Source organism: Pseudomonas sp. NPDC090755, assembly GCF_044769005.1.
Lineage (GTDB): Bacteria > Pseudomonadota > Gammaproteobacteria > Pseudomonadales > Pseudomonadaceae > Aquipseudomonas.
On sequence record NZ_JBIVXC010000011.1, the window covers coordinates 16,305 to 36,741 of the forward strand.

Annotated in this window: 25 protein-coding genes; 15 read left to right on the forward strand and 10 right to left on the reverse strand. The window is 64.2% G+C overall.

Features of this window, described 5'->3' with window-relative positions; all coding sequences use genetic code 11:
* Positions 1–8: 8 nt before the first annotated feature.
* Positions 9–1,052 (reverse strand): TauD/TfdA family dioxygenase, encoded by a 1,044-nt coding sequence (locus ACIQUS_RS16830; protein ID WP_403048539.1) that lies wholly within the window; start codon positions 1,050–1,052, stop codon positions 9–11.
* Positions 1,053–1,344: 292 nt separating this feature from the next.
* On the opposite strand from ACIQUS_RS16830, the gene ACIQUS_RS16835 reads away from it, so the two are divergent.
* Both ACIQUS_RS16835 and ACIQUS_RS16840 read left to right on the forward strand, forming a co-directional pair.
* Positions 1,345–2,229: a sugar nucleotide-binding protein gene (locus ACIQUS_RS16835; RefSeq protein WP_403048541.1), complete on the forward strand. Its 885-nt coding sequence runs from the start codon at positions 1,345–1,347 to the stop codon at positions 2,227–2,229.
* On the forward strand, positions 2,222–3,151 hold the full coding sequence (locus ACIQUS_RS16840) for an NAD-dependent epimerase/dehydratase family protein (RefSeq protein ID WP_403048543.1): 930 nt from the start codon (positions 2,222–2,224) through the stop codon (positions 3,149–3,151). Before ACIQUS_RS16835 ends, ACIQUS_RS16840 begins: the two co-directional genes overlap by 8 nt.
* Positions 3,152–3,226: 75 nt before the next feature.
* Here the strand turns inward: ACIQUS_RS16840 and ACIQUS_RS16845 are convergent, their stop codons facing one another.
* From ACIQUS_RS16845 to ACIQUS_RS16865, 5 genes are all read right to left on the reverse strand, one after another.
* On the reverse strand, positions 3,227–3,910 hold the full coding sequence (locus ACIQUS_RS16845; RefSeq protein ID WP_403048545.1) for an OmpW family protein: 684 nt from the start codon (positions 3,908–3,910) through the stop codon (positions 3,227–3,229).
* A 109-nt stretch (positions 3,911–4,019) separates the two neighbouring features.
* The gene (locus tag ACIQUS_RS16850; protein ID WP_403048547.1) at positions 4,020–4,535 is read right to left on the reverse strand and encodes a DUF3299 domain-containing protein; all 516 of its coding nucleotides are present in this window, start codon (positions 4,533–4,535) and stop codon (positions 4,020–4,022) included.
* A gap of 8 nt (positions 4,536–4,543) precedes the next feature.
* The gene (locus ACIQUS_RS16855) at positions 4,544–5,809 is read right to left on the reverse strand and encodes an ABC transporter permease (RefSeq protein WP_403048549.1); all 1,266 of its coding nucleotides are present in this window, start codon (positions 5,807–5,809) and stop codon (positions 4,544–4,546) included.
* The gene (locus tag ACIQUS_RS16860) at positions 5,809–6,528 is read right to left on the reverse strand and encodes an ABC transporter ATP-binding protein (RefSeq protein ID WP_403048551.1); all 720 of its coding nucleotides are present in this window, start codon (positions 6,526–6,528) and stop codon (positions 5,809–5,811) included. The genes ACIQUS_RS16855 and ACIQUS_RS16860 overlap by 1 nt, the downstream gene beginning before the upstream one ends.
* Positions 6,529–6,574: 46 nt before the next feature.
* On the reverse strand, positions 6,575–7,144 hold the full coding sequence (locus ACIQUS_RS16865) for a DUF2796 domain-containing protein (RefSeq protein ID WP_403048553.1): 570 nt from the start codon (positions 7,142–7,144) through the stop codon (positions 6,575–6,577).
* 134 nt (positions 7,145–7,278) lie between these two features.
* Between ACIQUS_RS16865 and ACIQUS_RS16870 the strand changes: the two genes are divergently transcribed.
* Entirely contained in the window at positions 7,279–7,620 is a 342-nt protein-coding gene (locus tag ACIQUS_RS16870) for a hypothetical protein (protein WP_403048555.1), read from the forward strand.
* Positions 7,621–7,733: 113 nt separating this feature from the next.
* On the opposite strand, the gene trxA is transcribed toward ACIQUS_RS16870, so the two are convergent.
* From trxA to ACIQUS_RS16885, 3 genes are read right to left on the reverse strand one after another with little or no spacing between them, the layout of a single operon-like run.
* Positions 7,734–8,606, reverse strand: a complete 873-nt coding sequence (gene trxA, locus ACIQUS_RS16875; protein ID WP_403048557.1) for a thioredoxin — start codon at positions 8,604–8,606, stop codon at positions 7,734–7,736.
* A gap of 31 nt (positions 8,607–8,637) precedes the next feature.
* Positions 8,638–9,297, reverse strand: a complete 660-nt coding sequence (locus ACIQUS_RS16880) for a class I SAM-dependent methyltransferase (protein ID WP_403048559.1) — start codon at positions 9,295–9,297, stop codon at positions 8,638–8,640.
* Positions 9,297–9,743, reverse strand: coding sequence for a hypothetical protein (locus tag ACIQUS_RS16885; protein ID WP_403048561.1), 447 nt, complete (start codon positions 9,741–9,743; stop codon positions 9,297–9,299). Before ACIQUS_RS16885 ends, ACIQUS_RS16880 begins: the two co-directional genes overlap by 1 nt.
* A 107-nt stretch (positions 9,744–9,850) precedes the next feature.
* Between ACIQUS_RS16885 and nrdR the strand changes: the two genes are divergently transcribed.
* The 12 genes from nrdR (at position 9,851) to ACIQUS_RS16945 (ending at position 18,534) form a co-directional block, all read left to right on the forward strand.
* The gene (gene nrdR, locus ACIQUS_RS16890; protein ID WP_026144921.1) at positions 9,851–10,315 is read left to right on the forward strand and encodes a transcriptional regulator NrdR; all 465 of its coding nucleotides are present in this window, start codon (positions 9,851–9,853) and stop codon (positions 10,313–10,315) included.
* 2 nt (positions 10,316–10,317) lie between these two features.
* A complete protein-coding gene (ribD, locus tag ACIQUS_RS16895; protein ID WP_403048564.1) occupies positions 10,318–11,448 on the forward strand; it encodes a bifunctional diaminohydroxyphosphoribosylaminopyrimidine deaminase/5-amino-6-(5-phosphoribosylamino)uracil reductase RibD in 1,131 nt (376 codons plus the stop codon).
* Positions 11,449–11,490: 42 nt separating this feature from the next.
* Positions 11,491–12,156, forward strand: coding sequence for a riboflavin synthase (locus ACIQUS_RS16900; protein WP_403048566.1), 666 nt, complete (start codon positions 11,491–11,493; stop codon positions 12,154–12,156).
* A gap of 18 nt (positions 12,157–12,174) precedes the next feature.
* A complete protein-coding gene (gene ribBA / locus ACIQUS_RS16905; RefSeq protein WP_403048568.1) occupies positions 12,175–13,266 on the forward strand; it encodes a bifunctional 3,4-dihydroxy-2-butanone-4-phosphate synthase/GTP cyclohydrolase II in 1,092 nt (363 codons plus the stop codon).
* Positions 13,267–13,355: 89 nt separating this feature from the next.
* The gene (gene ribE, locus ACIQUS_RS16910; RefSeq protein WP_028944446.1) at positions 13,356–13,832 is read left to right on the forward strand and encodes a 6,7-dimethyl-8-ribityllumazine synthase; all 477 of its coding nucleotides are present in this window, start codon (positions 13,356–13,358) and stop codon (positions 13,830–13,832) included.
* Positions 13,829–14,329, forward strand: a complete 501-nt coding sequence (gene nusB, locus ACIQUS_RS16915; protein ID WP_403048571.1) for a transcription antitermination factor NusB — start codon at positions 13,829–13,831, stop codon at positions 14,327–14,329. The genes ribE and nusB overlap by 4 nt, the downstream gene beginning before the upstream one ends.
* 18 nt (positions 14,330–14,347) lie before the next feature.
* Positions 14,348–15,313, forward strand: a complete 966-nt coding sequence (thiL, locus tag ACIQUS_RS16920; protein ID WP_403048574.1) for a thiamine-phosphate kinase — start codon at positions 14,348–14,350, stop codon at positions 15,311–15,313.
* Entirely contained in the window at positions 15,310–15,813 is a 504-nt protein-coding gene (locus ACIQUS_RS16925) for a phosphatidylglycerophosphatase A (protein WP_285861853.1), read from the forward strand. Before thiL ends, ACIQUS_RS16925 begins: the two co-directional genes overlap by 4 nt.
* 12 nt (positions 15,814–15,825) lie before the next feature.
* Positions 15,826–16,578 (forward strand): substrate-binding periplasmic protein, encoded by a 753-nt coding sequence (locus ACIQUS_RS16930; protein ID WP_403048578.1) that lies wholly within the window; start codon positions 15,826–15,828, stop codon positions 16,576–16,578.
* A gap of 113 nt (positions 16,579–16,691) precedes the next feature.
* A complete protein-coding gene (gene ribA / locus ACIQUS_RS16935) occupies positions 16,692–17,309 on the forward strand; it encodes a GTP cyclohydrolase II (RefSeq protein ID WP_010222848.1) in 618 nt (205 codons plus the stop codon).
* Positions 17,306–17,725, forward strand: a complete 420-nt coding sequence (locus ACIQUS_RS16940) for an MFS transporter (RefSeq protein WP_403048582.1) — start codon at positions 17,306–17,308, stop codon at positions 17,723–17,725. The genes ribA and ACIQUS_RS16940 overlap by 4 nt, the downstream gene beginning before the upstream one ends.
* Positions 17,725–18,534: a cobalamin-binding protein gene (locus tag ACIQUS_RS16945; RefSeq protein ID WP_403048585.1), complete on the forward strand. Its 810-nt coding sequence runs from the start codon at positions 17,725–17,727 to the stop codon at positions 18,532–18,534. Before ACIQUS_RS16940 ends, ACIQUS_RS16945 begins: the two co-directional genes overlap by 1 nt.
* Here ACIQUS_RS16945 and ACIQUS_RS16950 read toward each other — a convergent pair.
* The gene (locus tag ACIQUS_RS16950; RefSeq protein ID WP_403048588.1) at positions 18,512–20,386 is read right to left on the reverse strand and encodes a TonB-dependent receptor domain-containing protein; all 1,875 of its coding nucleotides are present in this window, start codon (positions 20,384–20,386) and stop codon (positions 18,512–18,514) included. The genes ACIQUS_RS16945 and ACIQUS_RS16950 overlap by 23 nt on opposite strands.
* Between the last annotated feature and the right edge of the window lie 51 nt (positions 20,387–20,437).

Here is a 20,437-nt window from a genome sequence, read left to right on the forward strand (position 1 = left end):
TTGTTGTTTCAGCCTCGTACCTGCAGCGGATCCTCGATGAGGACCACTGGGCGGGCAAACCGTGAGTAGCCGAAAAGGCGCACCAGCAGGCGTCGATTGTCAGTGACAGTGTCCCGGCAATGCAGCGCCCTGGAGTTGTTGATCAGTAGCGCGCTGTCGGGCTGCAACGCGAAGGACAAGGGTTGTGCATCGTTTACCAGGGCCTGGAAGGCATTGAAGGCCTGGGCGGCTAACTCGCCTGCATGTTCGTTTAGCGAGAAGCGATAGGCGTTGTAGCGTAGGGTAAAACCTCCATGAGGGTCGAACTGCAACATGGAAATGGCCTGTCCGGCTTCACCCTGCCCGGTGACAAAGCAGTCGCTGCGGGTGAAGTCAAAGGAGGGTGATGTCAGTGCCAGGGCGTTGAGACTACCCAGGCGTTCGATGATCCCGCGTAGTGGAATGATGCGGGTGGGTTCATTTGCAGGGTTCCAGCGTGCAGTGAGAATCAGGGCCGAGGGTGCCGGCGAGTGCCCATCGCGGGCAGCAACGGAACAGTTGTACGGTGCTTCGGTGTGCGGCCCAAGACGTAAACCGGCGTGGGAACTGAGCTCAACCCGTACATTTCGGTCCTCGTCGGGCCTGGGCTCGCTACCACCGCCTTTGAAGTTGCCAACCAGGCGCACCTGTTGACCTTCATTGTCGATATCAAAGGCAAAGGCCCGATGGTGCGCCAACGCCAATAGAAGTAGATTGCGCGACGCCAGATACAGGCATCGGTCAGTGCACGAAAGCGCTGCGTGATCAGGCAGATAGTCGGGAACCGGGTCCTCACCCAGCCACGGCATATGAGAGAACATCAGTGCAGAAAGCTGACCATCGGCAAAGTGTCGCAACATTACCTTTTGTGCGGGTACGAGTGTCGTTTCGAGTTGCCTGACCCAGTGTTGCGCCTTGCTGGCAACGCCTTGGGCCTGCGGTCCGCCCAGATCGGCAAGATCCTGGCTGGCTGCGGCCAGCATATAGGCTTGGTCCTGATCGAAGTTGAGGTATGCGACTTCCGGGTTCTGCACGGGAATTCTCCTTGTCATTAGCGTGATGGCAATTCGTGCTACCCGGTAACCAGAAAGACGCTTGGTTACCGGTGAACGAATGAGCCCCCATTCAATGCAATCCGTTGAAAGCGCAAAAGTCGGCTGATTCCGAGCAAATCATCAGGCGTTTCCTGATAGGTCCAGATGGAAATCAAACCCCTTGATATCGTTATGTCGCGGGCGCCCCCCTTAGTCCCAGGTTGGACTTCCCCCGCCGGAAACCGCAAAATGCGCCATTGCCTCAATCAACCTGATCGGACCTGCTGACTCTATGCGAATGCGCCTGATGCTGTTGGGTGGTGGAAATGCCCTCGGGCAAGCGCTGATTCGCCTCGGGGCCGAGGAAGACATCGGCTTTCTGGCGCCGCGTCCGCCGGAAAACGGCTGGGATCCGGCAAGCCTGACCCAGTTGCTGGATGACACCCGGCCCGATGCGCTGGTGAACCTGGCCTATTACTTCGACTGGTTCCAGGCCGAGTCGGTCAGCGAGCAGCGTCTGGCCCTGCAGGAGCGCTCGGTGGAACGCCTGGCCGAGCTGTGCCAGCACCACAACATCATCCTGGTCCAGCCGTCGAGCTACCGGGTGTTCGATGGCTCGCGGGCCACGGCCTACAGCGAAAAGGACGAGCCGGTGCCCCTTGGCCTGCGTGGCCAGGCGCTGTGGCGCATCGAACAGAGCGTGCGGGCCACCTGTCCGCAGCATGTGATGCTGCGCTTTGGCTGGCTGCTCGACGAGAGCATCGATGGTGTGCTCGGGCGCTTCCTGACCCGCGCAGAACAACCCCAGGAGTTGCTGCTGGCCGATGACCGCCGCGGCAACCCGACGCCGGTGGACGACGCCGCACGGGTCATTCTCTCGGTACTCAAGCAGCTCGATTGCGCCGCGCCCCTGTGGGGCACTTATCACTACGCGGGCAACGAAGCCACCACACCGCTGGCGCTGGGACAGGCTATCCTCACTGAGGCATCCCAGCTGCACAAGCTGGCCGTCGAGGCGCCGACCGCGCAGGCCCATGCCGCGCGACCGGATGCCAGCGAGGAGCCGCAGCACGCGGTGCTGGCCTGCAAGAAAATTCTGCACACTTTCGGCATCAAACCCCGCGCCTGGCGTGCCGGTTTGCCGCCCCTACTGGATCGATTCTATCGACATGGCTGATGCTCCAATTCTGATTACCGGTGGCGCAGGCTTCATCGGTTCCCACCTCAGTGACGCGTTGCTGGAAAAAGGCTACGCGGTTCGCATCCTCGATGACCTGTCCACCGGCAAGCCCGGTAATCTGCAGATGGACAACCCCAGGCTCGAACTGATCGAAGGCGACGTGGCCGATGCCGACCTGGTCCAGCGCGCGGCAGCTGGCTGCCGGGCAGTGGTGCACCTGGCGGCGGTGGCCTCGGTGCAGGCGTCGGTGGACGACCCGGTGAAAACCCACCAGAGCAACTTCATCGGCACCTTGAATGTCTGCGAGGCCATGCGCATCAACGGCATCAAGCGTGTGCTGTTCGCTTCGAGCGCGGCCGTCTACGGCAACAACGGTGAAGGCCTGGCGATCGCTGAAGATACCCCCAAGGCGCCCTTGACCCCTTATGCGGTGGACAAGCTGGCGGGCGAGCAGTACCTGGACTTCTACCGTCGCCAGCACGGCCTGGAGCCGGTGGTGTTCCGCTTCTTCAACATCTTCGGTCCGCGCCAGGATCCGTCATCGCCGTACTCGGGCGTGATCAGCATCTTTTGCGAGCGGGCCCTGAAAGGACAACCCATCACCCTGTTCGGCGACGGTGAGCAGACCCGTGACTTCGTCTATGTCGGTGACCTGGTCACGGTGATGGTCCAGGCCCTGGAGCAGGCGCAGGTCGAAGAGGGCGCGGTGAACATCGGCCTGAGCAAGGCCACGTCGCTGAACCAGTTGCTGGAAGCGTTGAAGTCGGTCGTGGGCGAGTTGCCGGCGATCAGCCATGGGCCAGCGCGTGCGGGCGATATCCGGCATTCGCGGGCCAGCAACGAGCGGTTGCTGACGCGTTTCGACTTCCCCGAACCGACGCCGATGGCTGAGGGGCTGGCGCGGTTGTTGGGGCGCTAAGCTCCAAAATGCAGCGCGGGGCAAGCCCGCTCCTACAGGAGCGGGCTTGCCCCGCGCTTTACGTTGAACGCTGACTCAGAACTTGTAACCCACACCCACCATGTAGACCCATGGATCGACATCCACGTCGACCTTGGTCTTGCCCACACCCAGGGCGCTTGGGCCGTCGATGGTGGCCTTGGTGTCGATGTCTATGTACCAGACGGCGGCGTTGACCAGGAAGTGGTCGGTGATCATGTAGTCCATACCCAGTTGACCTGCCAGGCCGAACGAGTCCTTGAGTTTCAGGTCGCTGAAGCCCTGGGCCTTGCGGTTGCTGCTCAGGTCTTCGTCGAAGAACATGGTGTAGTTCAGGCCGATACCGGCGTACGGCTGGAACTTCGAGCTCGGTTCCATTGGGTAGTACTGCAGCGACAGGGTCGGTGGCAGTTGCTTGATGTCGCCCAGCTTGCCGTCCAGGCCAGCGCCCAGGCCCTTGACGCCGACGGTGTGCTGGAACGGGGTGGCAGCCAGCAGTTCCAGGCCGATGTGGTCGGTCAGCATGTAGGCGAATGTCAGGCCCAGTTGGGTGTCGCTGTCCAGGGTTGCCTTGGTGCCAGACACCTTGGTGCCGTCGAGCTTGATATCGCTGCTGTCCTCATTGGGAGCGGTGGTGATTGCGCCGGCACGCATGATGATGTCGCCAGCCTTGTGGGCCTGGGCAACAGGGGCTGCAAGCGCCAGGGCAATAAGCGAGGCGCCGAGCAAGGACTTGTTCATGGAAGCTCCCAAAGGACGTTTAGAATTGGATGCGTCCAATGGTAAGGAGCTGTAGAACTGGCGATTTGACACAGCTCAATGAAAGCGTCAAAGCCGCGTCAGGGGCCATTCATTCTAGTTCATAGGCGTAGATTTTCTCGGCTTCCATCTGATAACCGGCATCGGCCAGCTCGCTGCTGGCGGTTTTCACCTGCATCCGCCCTTCGATCCAGTAAGGCTGATAGAGGTCTTCGACGCGCACGCCCATCTCGCTCACGACATGCACGATCTGGTTCGACGGCGGTGGTGGCACATGGATGCAGGCGCCGTAATACGGCACCAGCAGAAACTCGGTGGTGCGGCCTTCTTCACTGACTTCCAATGGCACGATGTAGCCCGGCAACCGGACCTGCTGGCCATCGAGCGCCTTGACCACCGGGGCATTGGGCACCTGCTGGCGGGCAGCCGGGGCAGATTCTGCGGCCAGGGCGTCACCTAGCTGCGACAGGTCGTGCATCGGCGCCAGTGCCTGGCGGATCAGCGACGCACCAGGCGGGACCAGTTGCGACCACTCCAGGGTGCGTGGCTCGCTGGCCCACGAAGGCGTGACCACCAATAGCAACAGCAACAGCAGAACGCGGGTCATGGAAATGCTCACAGATGAATGGACAGGCCGTCCGCCAGGGACTGCCGGTAGGCACGCCAGGCCGGCACGCTTCCCATCAGCAGCGCGGCACCGAGGATGATCGCGAGCAGGTTCCATTCATGCGCGCTGGGCCAGGCCAGCGGCAGGAACAGCCCGTAGTTGGCCTGCACGTAGCCCTGGGCCAGGGCGATCCCCAGGTACAGTAAACCCAGCCCTGCGAGGATACCGGCCACTGCCAGGGCCAGTGCTTCGAGCACCAGCAGCCCGGCGATGTGCCAGGGTCGGGCGCCGACCGAGCGCAGGATCGCCATCTCCCGACGACGCTCGTTGAGGCTGGTGAGGATGGCCGTGAGCATGCCGATCAGACCGGTCAGCACCACGAACAGGGAGACCACGAACAACGCCTGCTCGGCGGTGCCCATCAGGCTCCAGAGCTCCTGCAGGGCGACCCCTGGCAGGATCGCCAGCAAGGGTTCGCTGCGGTATTCGTTGATCTCCCGTTGCAGGCTGAAGGTGGCGATCTTGTTGTTCAAACCCAGCATGACGGCGGTGATGGCGGCGGGCTTGAGGTCCATGTGGCGGGCCTGCTCGGCACTGACCTTGCCCGCCCCGCGGGCCGGTATGCCGTTGTGCCAGTCGATGTGGATCGCTTCCATGCCTGCCAGGCTGATATGCAGGGTGCGGTCGACAGGCGTGCCGGTGCGTTGCAGTACGCCCACCACCGTAAAGGGCTTGTCGTCATGCTTGACCAGGCTGACGGCGGCCACGCCGTGGGCCAGCACCAACGGGTCGCCGAGTTTGTAGTGCAGGGCTTGGGCCACTTCCGCTCCCAGCACCACTTCGAACGGGTCGCTGGCGAATGCCCGGCCCTGGGCCAGTTGCAGGTTCTGGCGGCGGCCGTACTGGTAATGCTCGAAGTAGCCAGGGGTGGTGCCCATTACCCGGTAGCCGCGATGGGAGTCACCCAGGGAAATGGGGATCGCCCATTTCACCCGCTTGTCGTTGGCGTAGTGCTCGTAACTGTCCCAACGAATGTTGTTGGTGGCATTGCCGATGCGAAACACCGAGTAGAGCAGCAGGTTCACTGAGCCGGAGCGGGCGCCGACGATCAGGTCGGTGCCGCTGATGGTGCTGGCGAAGCTGGCGCGGGCTTCGGTGCGGACCCGTTCCACGGCCAACAGCAGGCACACCGACAGGGCGATGGCAAACGCGGTCAGGAAGGCGGTGAAGCGACGGTTGGCCAGGCTGGCCAGGGCAAGGCGGAGCAGGTACATCAGGCCTCCAGGTCACTGGCCGGGCGGGCCGCGCGGTTGAGTTCAAGCAGCGACAGCTGGCGGTCGAACAGCGGAGCCAGGCTCTGGTCGTGGCTGACGAACAGCAAGCTTGCGCCGGCGTCGCGGCATTCGGCGAAGAGCAGGCGGATAAAGGCCTCGCGGGTGTCGGCATCGAGCGCCGAGGTCGGTTCGTCGGCGATCACCAGTTCTGGCTGGCCGATCAGCGCGCGGGCAGCCGCGACCCGTTGTTGCTGCCCGATGGACAGGCTGTCGGCGCGCCGTGCGAGTAGTGCAGGGTCGTTCAAACCCAGGTGGGCGAGCAGGGTGGCGGCAGCCTGGTCGATGCTGCCGTGGCGCTCGCTGGCGCGACGCGCACGCGTGGGCGAGAAGCGGCAGGGCAGTTCGACGTTTTCCCGTACCGAAAGAAACGGCAGGAGGTTGAATTGCTGGAAAATGTAGCCGGTGTGATCGACGCGAAAACGGTCCCGGGCCGCCAGCTTCAATTCGCCAAGGTCCTGGCCGAGCAGGCGGATGCGGCCGCGGTCAGGCTTTTGCACGCCGCCGAGCAGGCCGAGCAGGGTGGTCTTGCCGCTGCCGCTCGGGCCTTTGAGAAACAGGGATTCGCCGGGTTCCAGGCGCAAGGCCGGGATATCCAGCAGAGGGGCTTGCCCCGGCCAGGCAAAGCCCAGGTCGGTCAGTTCAATCAGTGCCTGGCTCATAAATTCACGCCCGGGTTGCCCCGGGCGCTTCACTGCAATGTGGCTGTCAGAAGGTGATCGTGGCATTGGCCGGGGTCGCTTCGACACCCTGCTGGCCGTTGGGCCCGATCAGTTGTAGCTGAATTTTCCGGGTGGCGGGGAAGGCCTTGAACAGCGGGCCGAGGTCGAGGGTCTTGAGCTGCTCGGGGCTCTCGCAGAGCAGCCGGTAATGGGCGTGGATGTCACTGTGGTCGTGCCCCTCCTCATCGCCGTCGTCATCAACCGCCGGTTTGTCGCCGAACAGCGGGCTTTCCAGTTCCTGGTCCGTCTCGCTGCAGTTCGCTGCCCGGGGCAGGACGAACAGGGCCAGGGGCTTTTCCAACTGGGCGCGCACGGCGGCGACCCTGGCCTTGTCGGCATCGCTGCTGGCGGCGTGTTCGAAACCGACCAGGTTCATCGCCGGGCTGTCCAGTTCCAGCTCCAGGGCCTTGCCATCGAGCACCGCATTGACGCGGGCAGCCCCGTGCTCGTGGGCACCCAGGCTGCCATGGGCGTGGTCATGGTCGTGGTCCTCAAAGGCATGGGCGATGGCCAGGGGCAGCAAGGCGAACGGCAAGGCAAGCAACAGACGACGCATGAACAGGACTCCACGAGAGCACGGGGTTTGATTTGGTAATGTTATAACAACTTATTCTTGCGATGCCAGCGTCGCTTGGCGCCGGGTCGTCCCCGTGGGAGCATGGAGCCTGTCATTGTGCAGAGGAAATGACCGTGCGAATTCGTGGACATATCGGCGACTGGCCGGTGGATTTGACCCTGGAGCTGGAGCCGGCGGAGTGGGCGCAGCTGGGGGGACAGCTGGCGGCAGTGACGCCCGTTGCGAGCAGCGCGGCGGCAGTGCCGGTTGCCCGGGCGGATGATGCACTCTGGCAGGCGGCGCGTGATGTGTTGCGCCAGGCCGGACAGCTCAACGGGCCGGAGCTGCTCGAACACCTGGAAGGGTTGGCGGGCAATGTCGCGGCGGGCAAGCGCCTGCTGGTGCGGTTGCGCCACAGTGCCGAGGTGAAGGTGGAAAGCGGGGCGGATGCGCCGGTGTATCACTGGATAGGGTGATGCTATGAGGGCGCTTGTGCTGGCCTCATCGCCGGCGTTGCCGGCTCCCACAGAGGTGCCATTTGTGGGAGCTGGCAACGCCAGCGATGGGCTGCGAAGCAGCCCTGGGGGGGTCAATACAAAGCTGCGAACAACTTGCGGCGGTAGGTTCCCACCAGCGGATGATCGTTGCCCAGCAGGTCGAACACCTGTAGCAAGGTCTTGTGCGGCAAGCCGCTTTCATAGCCGCGGTTGCGGGTAAACAGTTTGAGCAAACCGTCCAGGGCTGCTTCGTACTGCTGACGCGACAACTGCTGGATGCACAGCTGGTAGGCGGCCTCATCGTCTTCGCCATTCTGGGCCAGGCGCGCCTTGAGGTCGGCGACTTCCGGCAGGCTGGCGGCCTGGCGCAGGAAGGTCAGCTGGGCCTTGGCGCCGGCCAGGGCAGCCTTGTGCTCATCGGTCTTGACCGCATCGAGAACGACCTGGGCTTCCCCCAGTTCACCCCGTTCGGCCAGGCAACGGGCATACAGGATCAGGGCCGCGGCATTGCTGTTGTCTTCGCCCAGCAGGGCCTTGAGGGTGGCTTCGGCTTCACTGAAACGGCCCTCGGCAAACTGCGCCTGGGCGGTTTCCAGCGGCGCGGCGGCGGCCGGTGGCGGCATCTGTACATGCGGTTCGAGCAGGGTGCGGATGGCCGATTCGGGCTGGGCGCCGGCAAAGCCGTCAACCGGCTGGCCATCCTTGAACAGCACCACGGTCGGCAGGCTGCGAATGCCGAAGCGGGCAACGATGTCCTGTTCGATGTCGCAGTTGACCTTGGCCAGCAGCAGCTCGCCCTGGTAGCTCTCGGTGATTTGCGCCAGCAGCGGCATCAGTGCCTTGCAGGGCGCGCACCACTCGGCCCAGAAGTCGACCAGCACCGGCTTGTGAAAGGAGTTCTGGATTACCGACTGATCGAAGTCGGCGGCAGTTGCGTCGAAAATGTACGGGGGGGCAGTGGTCATCGCGACTCTCGAAAATCCGTGAATGGCATCACTATAAAGGCTGGCGGCTGGCGTGGTACAGGCTGACCCGGCGGAATTCGTGGGGCTCGGCCAGGTCCGGCAGGGTCAGGGCGTCAAGCACGCCCAGGGGCTGGTACAGCGGGTGGCTGAAGTCGCGCACCCGCGAGTCCGCCACCAGGGCCTGGCGGCCACGACTGAGAAATTCATCGAGCAGCGGCAGGTTGGCCCGGTCGTACAGCACGTCGGCCACCAGGATCAGGTCGAAACGGTCGGCCTCCTGGAAAAAGTCGCTGGAGTAGCTCAGCTCCACGCCATTGAGCTCGGCGTTGGCCTGACAAGCCTGCAGAGCCAGGGGATCGAGGTCGCAGGCCACCACTTCGAGGGCACCGGCGCGGGCGGCGGCGATCCCGGCGATGCCGGAACCTGCGCCAAAATCCAGCACGCGCTTGCCTTCGACCCAGTGGCGATGTTCGTCCAGGTAGCGGGCCATGGCCAGGCCGCTGGCCCAGCAGAAACTCCAGTACGGTGGCTCGTGAAGGATGCGCCGGGTTTCATCGGGCGTGAACTCGCGGTCCATGTTCTGCGCATCGATCAGCCACAGCTTGAGTGCGCACTCGGGCAGCTCGCTGACCACCAGCCGGGCATCACCCAGCAGTTCGCCCAGCGCCTGTTGCAGGGGTGCTGGCGCCATCATGGCGCCTTTTCAAAACGCAGCGGGCCGGTGGCCTGGCTCTGTGCCTGGGTGATGCGTATTGGCGATAAATGCAGGATCAACTGGCCGGACCGGCTGGCACGCCCGCGCAACTCGACCCTGGCGCCGGCCGGGAAGGCCTCGGGGCTGAAGCGCAACTGGTAAGGCAGGTCCAGGCCGTTGCCGCTCAGGGTGCTGCTGGCCAGCAGGCGTTGCGGGCGGCCACGGTCATCGATGACCAGCAAAGCCAGTTCGACTTCGGCGCCGGCCGGAATGTTGAGCAGGGTGCCGCTCAATTCGCGTTGGTAGGCCGGCAATGGACCCAGGTCCTTGGCGGTCTTGCTCGCCACCGGGGCTTTGGGGGCCGGTGCAGGCTGGGGTTTGTCGCTGCTGCAGGCCACCAGCAAGGCGGCAAAACTGAGCACAACAAGCGCTCGAAATGGCATGGGGAATTCCTTCGCGGCATTTTTCCACTGTGGATGGTAAACCCTTTGGCTTGTCTTGCCAGTGGGATGCGCTACCATGGCCCTCCCTTTTTTTGTTGCCTGCCACCATGCACTGTCCCTTCTGCGGTGCCAACGACACCAAGGTCATCGACTCGCGACTGGTTGCCGAGGGCGAGCAAGTGCGCCGTCGGCGCGAATGCGTCGCGTGCGGTGAACGCTTTACCACCTTCGAAACCGCCGAGCTGGTCCTGCCCCGGCTGATCAAGCAGGACGGCAGTCGCCAGCCCTTCGATGAAGAGAAGCTGCGCGCCGGCATGCAGCGCGCCCTGGAAAAACGCCCGGTGAGTGTCGAGCGCCTGGAAGCGGCGCTGGCGCACATCAAGCACAAGTTGCGGGCCACCGGCGAGCGCGAGGTCAAGTCGCTGGTCGTCGGCGAGATGGTCATGACCGAGCTGCAGAAGCTCGATGAAGTGGCCTATATCCGTTTTGCCTCGGTCTACCGGCGCTTCCAGGACCTCGACGAGTTCCGTGAAGAAATCGATCGCCTGGCCCGTGAGCCGGCTAAAGAGTGAACATGTCCAGCGAACGCGCGGTACTCGATGCCCATTACATGGCCCGGGCCCTGGAACTGGCCCGCAAGGGCCTGTATTCGACCCACCCGAACCCGCGCGTCGGCTGTGTGATCGTCCGCGATGGCCAGGTGGTCGGCGAAGGCTGGCACGTGCGTGCCGGCGAGCCCCATGCCGAAGTGCATGCCCTGCGTCAGGCCGGTGAGCTGGCCCGCGGAGCCTGTGCCTACGTCACCCTTGAACCCTGCAGCCACCACGGGCGCACACCGCCCTGTGCCGAGGCGCTGGTCAAGGCCGGCGTGGCGCGTGTGGTCGCGGCCATGCAGGACCCCAACCCGCAAGTGGCGGGGCAGGGCCTCAAGCGCCTGGCCGATGCCGGTATCGAGGTTGCCAGCGGGGTGCTGGAAGTCGAAGCGCGGGCGCTCAACCCGGGCTTTCTGAAGCGCATGGAGTTCGGCCTGCCGTTCGTTCGCGCCAAGCTGGCGATGAGCCTGGATGGCCGCACCGCCATGGCCAGCGGCGAAAGCCAGTGGATCACAGGTCCTGCCGCACGTAGCGCCGTGCAGCGCTTGCGGGCCCGCTCCAGCGTGGTGTTGACCAGTGCCCAGAGCGTGCTGGCCGACAATGCACGGATGACCGTGCGCGCCGAAGAACTGGGCCTCGACCCGCAGACCACGGCCCTGGCCCTGGCGCGTCCGCCCTTGCGCGTGCTGATCGATGGGCGCCTGCGCCTGCCGCTGGATGCGCCGTTCTTCGCTGCAGGGCCCGCACTGGTGGTCACCGCTGGCGCCGTCGACAGCCGCTACGCCGAGGCCGGCCACGAGTTGCTGAGCCTGCCGGGCGAGGGCGGTCGGGTCGACCTGCAGGCACTGCTGCGCGAACTGGCGGCCCGTGGCGCCAGCGAAGTGCTGCTCGAAGCCGGTGCCGGCCTGGTCGGCGCCTTTGCCAGGCACGGCCTGATCGACGAATACCAGATCTTTGTCGCTGCCAAGTTCCTCGGTTCCACTGCCCGGCCTTTGCTGGACTGGCCACTGGAGCACATGAGCGAGGCGGCACAGCTGAAAATCACTGAAATGCGTGCGGTAGGCGATGACTGGCGAGTCACTGCGATCCCTGTACCGGCGCCCGGCGTATAATTCCAGGCTAGCCACGCGCAGCCCCGTTCTCGAGGAGGACTCATGTTCACCGGCATCATCGAATCCATAGGCAGCATCCGTACCCTGACCCCCAAAAGTGGCGACGTGCGGGTGTATGTCGAAACCGGCAAGCTGGACCTGGGCGACGTCAAGCTCGGCGACAGCATCGCCGTCAATGGTGTGTGCCTGACCGCGGTCGAGCTGCCTGGCGATGGCTTCTGGGCCGACGTCAGCCGCGAAACCCTGGAGTGCACCGCCTTCGACGACCTCAAGAGCGGCAGCCGGGTCAACCTGGAAAAGGCCCTGACCCCGACCACCCGCCTGGGCGGCCACCTGGTCAGCGGCCATGTCGACGGTGTCGGCGAAGTGGTCTCGCGCAACGATAACGCCCGCGCCATCCAGTTCCGCATCCGTGCACCCAAGGAGCTGGCCAAGTACATTGCCCACAAGGGCTCGATCACCGTCGACGGCACCAGCCTGACGGTGAACCTGGTCGATGGCGCCGAGTTCGAGCTGACCATCGTTCCGCATACACTGGCCGAAACCATCATGGCCGACTACCGTCCCGGTCGTCGGGTGAACCTTGAGGTCGACCTGTTGGCCCGTTACCTGGAGCGTCTGCTGCTGGGTGACAAGGCCGCCGAGCCGAACAAAGGCAGCGGCATCACTGAAAGTTTCCTGGCCGCCAACGGCTACCTGAAATCCTGATTTGAAAGGGGGTGCCGCGTGGCGCTCAACAGCATCGAAGAACTGGTAGAAGACATCCGCCAGGGCAAAATGGTCATCCTGATGGATGACGAAGACCGCGAGAACGAAGGCGACCTGATCATGGCCGCCGAGTGCTGCAAGGCCGAACACATCAACTTCATGGCCAAGCACGCCCGTGGCCTGATCTGCATGCCGATGTCGCGCGAGCGTTGCGAAACGCTCAAGCTGCCGCTGATGGCACCGCGCAACGGCTCGGGCTTCGGCACCAAGTTCACCGTCTCGATCGAAGCGGCCGAAGGCGTCACCACCGGCATCTCCGCCGCGGACCGTGCCCGCACTGTCCAGGCCGCTGCCGCCCGCGACGCCAAGGCTGAAGACATCGTCAGCCCTGGCCACATCTTCCCGCTGATGGCCCAGCCAGGCGGCACCCTGGCCCGTGCCGGCCACACCGAAGCGGCCTGCGACCTGGCGCGCATGGCCGGTTTCGAGCCGAGCGGGGTGATCTGCGAGGTGATGAACGACGACGGCACCATGTCCCGTCGCCCGGAACTGGAAGCCTTCGCTGCCGAGCACAACATCAAGATCGGTACCATCGCCGACCTGATCCACTACCGGATGATCCACGAACGTACCGTTCAGCGGGTTTCCGAGCAGCCGCTGGACAGCGAGCTGGGGCATTTCAACCTGGTCACCTACCGTGACTCGGTCGAAGGCGACGTGCACATGGCACTGACCCTGGGCACCATCTGCGCCGAAGAACCGACCCTGGTGCGGGTGCACAACATGGACCCGCTACGCGACCTGCTGATGGTCAAGCAACCGGGCCGCTGGAGCCTGCGCGCCGCCATGAGCGCGGTTGCCGAGGCCGGCAGCGGTGTCGTGCTGCTGCTCGGTCACCCGCTGGAAGGCGACGTGCTGCTGGCGCATATCCGCGAAAGTGCCGACGCTTCGCCGGCCAAGACCCCGACCACCTACAGCACCGTCGGTGCCGGTTCGCAGATATTGCGCGACCTGGGCGTACGCAAAATGCGCCTGATGAGTTCGCCAATGAAGTTCAATGCGATATCCGGATTCGATCTGGAAGTTGTAGAATACGTGCCCTCCGAATAAAGCAGGCGGTTTGTCGCGCTGCCATTCGTGTCCCAAACCCCTACAGGCCGCCGTTTTGCGGCCTGGCTCTTTAAGATGAGAACTCCGGAATGACCCTGAAGACCATCGAAGGTACCTTCATCGCCCCCAAAGGTCGCTATGCTTTGGTGGTTGGCCGCTTCAACAGCTTCGTCGTCGAAAGCCTGGTGAGCGGTGCCGTTGACGCCCTGGTTCGCCACGGTGTCAGCGAAAGCGACATCACCATTATCCGTGCCCCGGGTGCATTCGAGATTCCGCTGGTGGCACAGAAAGTCGCCCAGCAAAGCGAATATGCCGCGATCATCGCCCTGGGCGCAGTGATCCGTGGCGGTACCCCGCACTTCGAATACGTGGCGGGCGAATGCACCAAGGGCCTGGCCCAGGTGTCCATGGAGTTCGGCGTACCGGTTGCATTCGGTGTCCTGACTGTCGATTCGATCGAACAGGCCATCGAGCGCTCCGGCACCAAGGCCGGCAACAAAGGCGCCGAAGCGGCCCTGTCCGCCCTGGAAATGGTCAGCCTGCTGGCGCAGTTGGAGGCCAAGTGATTAGCGACGAGCACGATCGTTTCAACCCGCGCGATCCAAAACCTGCGGATGCTGGCAAGCCATCGAAGAGCGCCAAGCGTCGCGAAGCCCGTCAGCTCGCGACCCAGGCCCTCTACCAATGGCACATGGCTCGGCAGTCGCTGAACGAGATCGAAGCGCAGTTCCGGGTCGATAACGATTTCACCGATGTTGACGGTGCCTACTTCCGCGAAATCCTGCACGGCGTTCCGGCGATGGTGCAGGAAATCGACAAGGCCCTGGCGCCATGCCTGGACCTGGCCCTTGAAGAACTCGATCCGGTTGAGCTGGCGGTCCTGCGCCTGTCTACCTGGGAGTTCATCAAGCGCGTCGACGTGCCGTACCGCGTGGTGATCAACGAAGGCGTCGAACTGGCCAAGATCTTCGGTGCCACCGATGGTCACAAGTTCGTCAACGGCGTGCTCGACAAGCTGGCACCACGGCTTCGTGAAGCCGAAGTCAAGGCATTCAAGCGCTGATCCTGGCGCTTCCTGCCGATGGGTGAGTTCGAACTGATTCGCCATTACTTCGCCGCCGCGCCTTGTGCGCAGGGCGGTGAAGGGGTTGCGCTGGGCATTGGCGACGATTGCGCCTTGCTCAGCGTGGCGGCCGGCGAGCAGCTGGCGATCTCCACCGACACGCTGGTGGCCGGGGTGCATTTCCCGGCCGTCTGCGATCCTTTTCTGCTCGGTCAGCGTTCGCTGGCCGTTGCTGCCAGTGACCTGGCTGCCATGGGGGCTACCCCTATCGGCTTTACCCTTGCCCTGACCTTGCCGGATGTACAGGCCGACTGGCTGCAAGCCTATGCCCGTGGCCTGAACCAGATGGCCCAGGCCTGCCGCTTGAGCCTGATCGGTGGCGACACTACCCGCGGCCCCTTGAGCCTGACCATGACCGTGTTCGGTCGGGTGCCCCAAGGTTTGGCGCTGACCCGCAGCGGTGCCCGTGCCGGAGACCTGCTGTGTGTTGGCGCAGAGCTGGGCAATGCCGCCGGCGCCTTGCCGCTGGTGCTGGCCGAACGTCAGGCGGAGCCTGCTGTCGCCGAGCCCTTGCTGGCCCATTACTGGTCACCTTCGCCACAGTTCGCCCTGGGACAGGCCCTGCGCGGCAAGGCCACTTCGGCGCTGGATATTTCCGACGGCCTGCTGGCCGATTGCGGGCATATCGCCAAGGCCTCGCAGGTGGCCCTGCAGGTTGAGCTGGAGCGGCTGCCGGTATCGGACGCGCTGCAGGCTTTGCTTGGGCGTGAGGGTGCCCGGCAAGCCGCCCTGGCGGGCGGTGACGATTATGTCCTGGCATTCACCCTGCCCGAGGCGCAGCTTGCGCCGCTGCAGGCGGCTGGTTGGCCGGTCCATGTGATCGGCCGGGTGGCCAGCGGCACTGGCGTCAGCCTGGTGGATGGCCAGGGCAGGGACATCACCCCGGTCACCCGGGGCTATCAACATTTTAGGGAGCAACCGTGACCGATCACCCCAACCAGGTGCCTGCGGAGAACGTTCCGCCGTCGGTCTGGCGTAATCCTTGGCATTTTCTCGCCTTCGGCTTCGGCTCCGGGACCTTGCCCAAGGCGCCGGGAACCTGGGGCTCGCTGGTAGCCTTGCCGTTCATCCCTTTGTGGCAGATGTTGCCCGACTGGGGCTACTGGCTGATGCTCGGCCTGACCATGCTGTTCGGCTTCTGGCTGTGTGGCAAAGTAGCCGATGACTTGCGTGTGCATGACCATGAAGGCATCGTCTGGGACGAGATGGTCGGCATGTGGATCACCCTGTGGCTGGTGCCTGAAGGCTGGCATTGGCTCTTGGCGGGTTTCCTGATGTTCCGCTTCTTCGATATTCTCAAGCCCTGGCCGATCCGCTGGGTTGACCGGCATGTGCATGGCGGTGTCGGGATCATGCTCGACGACGTGCTGGCGGGTGTGTTCGCCTGGTTGGGCATGCAGGTTCTGGTATGGAGTTTTACCTAAGGGAGTAGGACGATGACTGGATGGCGACTCGGACTCTTGGTATTGGCCCTGGTGGTAGGTGCAGTACGGGCGGCGGAGCCGCCGCCGGCGACCCCTGCACAGATCCGGCTGGCCAGCGAGGAGTGGCTTGACTACACCAACGCCGATGGCAGTGGCCTGGCCTGGGACGTGCTGCGCAAGGTGTTCGAGCCGGCCGGGGTCAAGGTCAGGATCCAGAGCGTGCCCTACAGCCGTGCGATCGGCCTGGTCAAACGCGGCGAAGCCGATGCCTGGGTCGGTTCCTACAAAGAGGAAAATGCGGAAAACCTCTATCCGCACTGGCATTTCGACCTCGACCATATCTATGCCCTGGGCCTGGCCAGCCAGCCGGTGCCAACCCTGGAAAACCTGGGACAGTTTCGCCTGGCCTGGGTGCGGGGCTACGACTTCAATGACTATTTACCCAACGTCGGCCACTTCCGCGAGATCCAGCGCCGCGAAGGCATCCTGCCGATGCTTGAGCATGACCGGGTCGACCTCTACATAGACGCCCTGACCGAGGTCGATTATGTGCTCGATCAGGCCGCCAAACCGCAGGCCTTCCGTCGCACGCACCTGATCGAACTGCCGCTGTACCTGGCGTTTGCCCGCACCCGCGAAGGCCATGCGCTGCAGGTGTTGTTCGACCAGCGCATGGGCAAGCTGGTGGCCAGTGGCGAGTTGCGCGAGATCTTCAAGCGTTGGGAGCAACCTTACCCGTTCGACGAGGCGAGCACCTCGCGCTAGGTGATATCGAACCTGTCGATCTGTTTGCTCAACAATTCAGCCTAAGCAGCGCCGCGGCGCTGCTGATACAATCGCCCCACGTCAATTTTCAAGTTACTGATCAGGAGCACAACGTGCCCGTCGTCTTTGTTGCCGCTTCCAAGCTGCCTACCCCGTTTGCGACTTTCACCATGCATGGTTTTCTCGACGAAGCCACCGGCCGCGAGCACGTCGTGCTCAGCCTGGGTGATGTGGCCGATGGGCAACCGGTACTGGGGCGCCTGCATTCCGAATGCCTGACTGGCGATGCCTTGTTCAGCCAGCGTTGCGACTGTGGTTCCCAACTGGAAGCCGCCCTGCAGGCCATCGCCCGCGAAGGCCGTGGCGTGCTGCTCTACCTGCGCCAGGAAGGCCGTGGCATCGGCCTGTTGAACAAGATCCGTGCCTACGAGCTGCAGGACGGCGGCGCCGATACCGTCGAGGCCAACGAGCGCCTGGGCTTTGCTGCCGACCAGCGTGACTATGGCATGTGCCAGCCGATGCTCGAGCACCTGGGCGTCAAGTCGCTGCGACTGATGACCAACAACCCGCGCAAGGTCAAGGCGCTGACCGGCATGGGGATTCCGGTGGCCGAGCGTGTGCCGTTGCACACCGGTCATAACCCGCACAACAAACACTACCTGGCGACCAAGGCCGGCAAGCTCGGGCACATGATGGGCAACGAGCACCAGGGCGAGGCCGGTCGGGCGTGACCCGGGCCCAGGTTCGTCGCCGGCTGGAGCTGGCCTGGTGGCAGTACCTGGCCGTGGCGCTGGCGCCGTTGCCGGTATTGGCCTGGGCATTCGGCGCCGGCCAGGCGCTGATCCCGATCCTGGCCATGCCGGTGTTCATTGCCGGTGTGGCATCGATGTTCCTCAGCCTGCCGCGTTTCGGCGCCTACAAGCGCGAGCTGATCGCCACGCAGAAGGCCCTGGACAGCGCGCAAGAGCCTGCCGCCTGGATTGAACTGGCCCGGGTGCGGCGCCTGGGGATGCTGTTCGCCTGCCTGCCGGCCTGGATCTCGGCGCTGTCGGTGTTCGTTGGCCTGGAAGCCGTGCCGCAGATCCTGCTGGTCATTTCCAGCCTGGTGTTGCTCTACCTCTACCGTATCCCGCGTCAGCTGGGTTGATGCGCAGCCTCCTGCTGCTGGTGTTGCTGGCGCTCGGCATGCCGCTGTGTGCCGCGCCACGGGTGGTCAGCCTGGCGCCTTCATTGACGGAAATCGTCGTCGAGCTGCAGGCCGCTGATCTGCTGGTGGGCATGCTCGATGGCGGTGATCGTCCGCCCGTCCTGGCCACTGTGCCTTCGGTGGGCCGCTACGGCCAGATCGACATGGAGCGCTTGCTCAGTCTCAAGCCCGATCTACTGCTGCTGTGGCCGGGCAGCGTGCCGGCTGCCCAGCGCGACCAGCTCAAGCGCCTGGGTATTACGACCTACACGGCCGAACCCCACGGCATCGATGAGTTGATCGAGCAGATCGAGGCGATCGGCGTGCGACTGGGCCGGGCCGAACAGGGGCGCGCCCATGCACAGCAGCTGCGCCAGCAGGTGCAGGCGCTGCGCACGCACTATCATCGCGAGCCGCCTTTGCAGGTGTTCTATCAGGTCTGGGACACGCCGCTGTACACCGTCGGCGGTGGCCAGATCGTCAGCGATGCCCTGGCCGTGTGTGGCGCCCGCAATGTGTTTGCCGACCTCAAGCTGCCCGCGCCACAGATCAGCCTGGAGGCGGTGCTGCTGCGCAACCCGCAGGTGATCCTGGCCAGCGACCAGCGTCAGCTCGACGCCTGGAAGGCCTGGCCGCAGGTCGACGCCGTACGCAACGGGCGCTTGTTGCGGGTGCCGGATAAAGGCCTGGAGCGGCCCAGTGGCCAGATGATCGAGGCGACTGCGCGCCTGTGCCGGTTGCTTGAGGCTAAAGCGCCGGTGTCCAGGTGACGCCGAGCAGCCAGGTCCGGCCTTCTTCGCGGTAACCGTAGCTGCTCCCTTCAAAGCTGTAGAGCGCGCGGGAGTAATCCTTGTCCAGCAGGTTATCCACCTTCAGGTCCAGGGTGACTTCCGGGTTCAGCGTCCAGCTGCTACGTAGCCCGAGCAGGCCGTAACCCCCTATTTGCTTGCGGTTGGCTTCATCGTCGTAGCTGCTACCGACCGCCTGCCAGCTGGCTCCCAGGCCCAGCCGGTCGAACTGGCGGTCCAGATCCAGGCTCAAGGTGCGTCGCGCACGACGGGCCAGGGTGTGGCCACTGTCGCGATCGCGAGGATCGATCAGCGCCAGTCCCAGGTTGCTCTGCCAGCCGAACCACTGTTGATGCAGCGCCGCTTCGAAGCCGTTGATTCGGGCCGAAGCGACATTCTGCGGGATGGAGTCTGCACCGAAGATGATCGCGTCGCGCAGGTCGGTGCGATAGATCGAGGTTTCCAGGCGGCTGTTTTCGCTCAGCTGGCTGCGCCACTGCAACTCGTAGCTCTTCGAGCGTTCGGGCTTGAGGTCCGGGTTGCTGTACTGGGGGTAGTACAGGTCGTTGAAGGTCGGGGCGCGGAAACCCTCGGTGTAGGACAACAACAGGTCGTTGCGCGCATCAACCGGCAGGGTCAGGCTGCCGCTCCAGCTGTTCTGGCCGCCGAACTGCTGGTTCTGGTCGCGGCGCAGGCCTATTTCGGTGGAAAACCACTCACCCTTGAAGCGGTGCTGGACAAAGGCGGCACGGTTCCAGCGGCTGTCCTCGTCGAAGTCCGTGCTGCCGTGCACGCGGTCCTGGTACCAGTCGGCGCCGAGCATCAGGCTGTGCTGGTCGTTGACGGTCAGGTCGTTCTGCCAGCTGGCCGAGTCGCGGTAGGTGTTGAAGTCGCTGCTGTCGTCGCTGAGCTTGTCGCGCTTGCTGTCGCGGTTTTCGCTATGGCCCAGCTCCAGTCGTGAATACCAGTAGTCGTTGAGCTGGGCGCCCAGGTAGGTGCCCAGGCTGCTGACGGTATAGTCGGTGTAGGGTGCCTGGCCGAAGCTCTGGAAGGTGTCGAGGTCGAAACGCCCGTAGGGGTTGTCGTATTCGCTGCGGCCACGGCTGTCGAGCAGGTTGAGGCCGGCTTCGACAGTGTCGTTGAAGCTATGGCTCAGGCTCAGGTTTACCGATTTGTTGCGCTGCGCGTCATGGTCGCCGTCGCTGGGCCAGGAGGTGTGGCTCCAGTCGATGCCGGCACTTTCATCCAGGCTCGCGCCAAGGTTGAAGCGGGTGTTCTGATCGCCCCCGGAAAGCCCGAGGCTGCGCTGCCAGGTCCGGTTGCTGCCGGCGGCCAGGCGCAGGCGGGGTTGCAGGCCCTGCTCGGCGCTGCGCCGGGTAAAAATCTGGATGACCCCGCCAATGGCGTCGCTGCCATAGACGGCCGAGCGCGAACCGCGCAGCACTTCGACCCGTTCGATCTGGTCGATGTTCAGAAACTGCAGGCCGCTGTCACCGGAGGTGGCATTGGCGATGCGCACACCGTCCACCAGCACCAGGCTCTGGGCGGTCTTGCTGCCACGGATGTAGATGCCCGGCACGCTGCCGCGTCCACCAGTCGGCGCGACCTGTACGCCGGGGACGCGGGTCAGCAGGTCGGTGACGCTGGAAGGCTGCAGCCGGTCGATGTCGGCACGGGTGAACACGGTATTGGCCGCACTGGTCTGGGTGCGGTCCTCGACCTGGCGGTTGGCGCTGACCAGGGTGTTGGGCAGCTTCAGGGCGTTGTCGCGGTCATCGGCCAGCAGGAGGGTGGGCAGGCACAGCAGAAGCGGGGAGAGACGCAAGAGTTTCATAGACAGTTTCAATACGATCGCGGGGCAAGCCCGCTCCTACGGGGCTGTAGG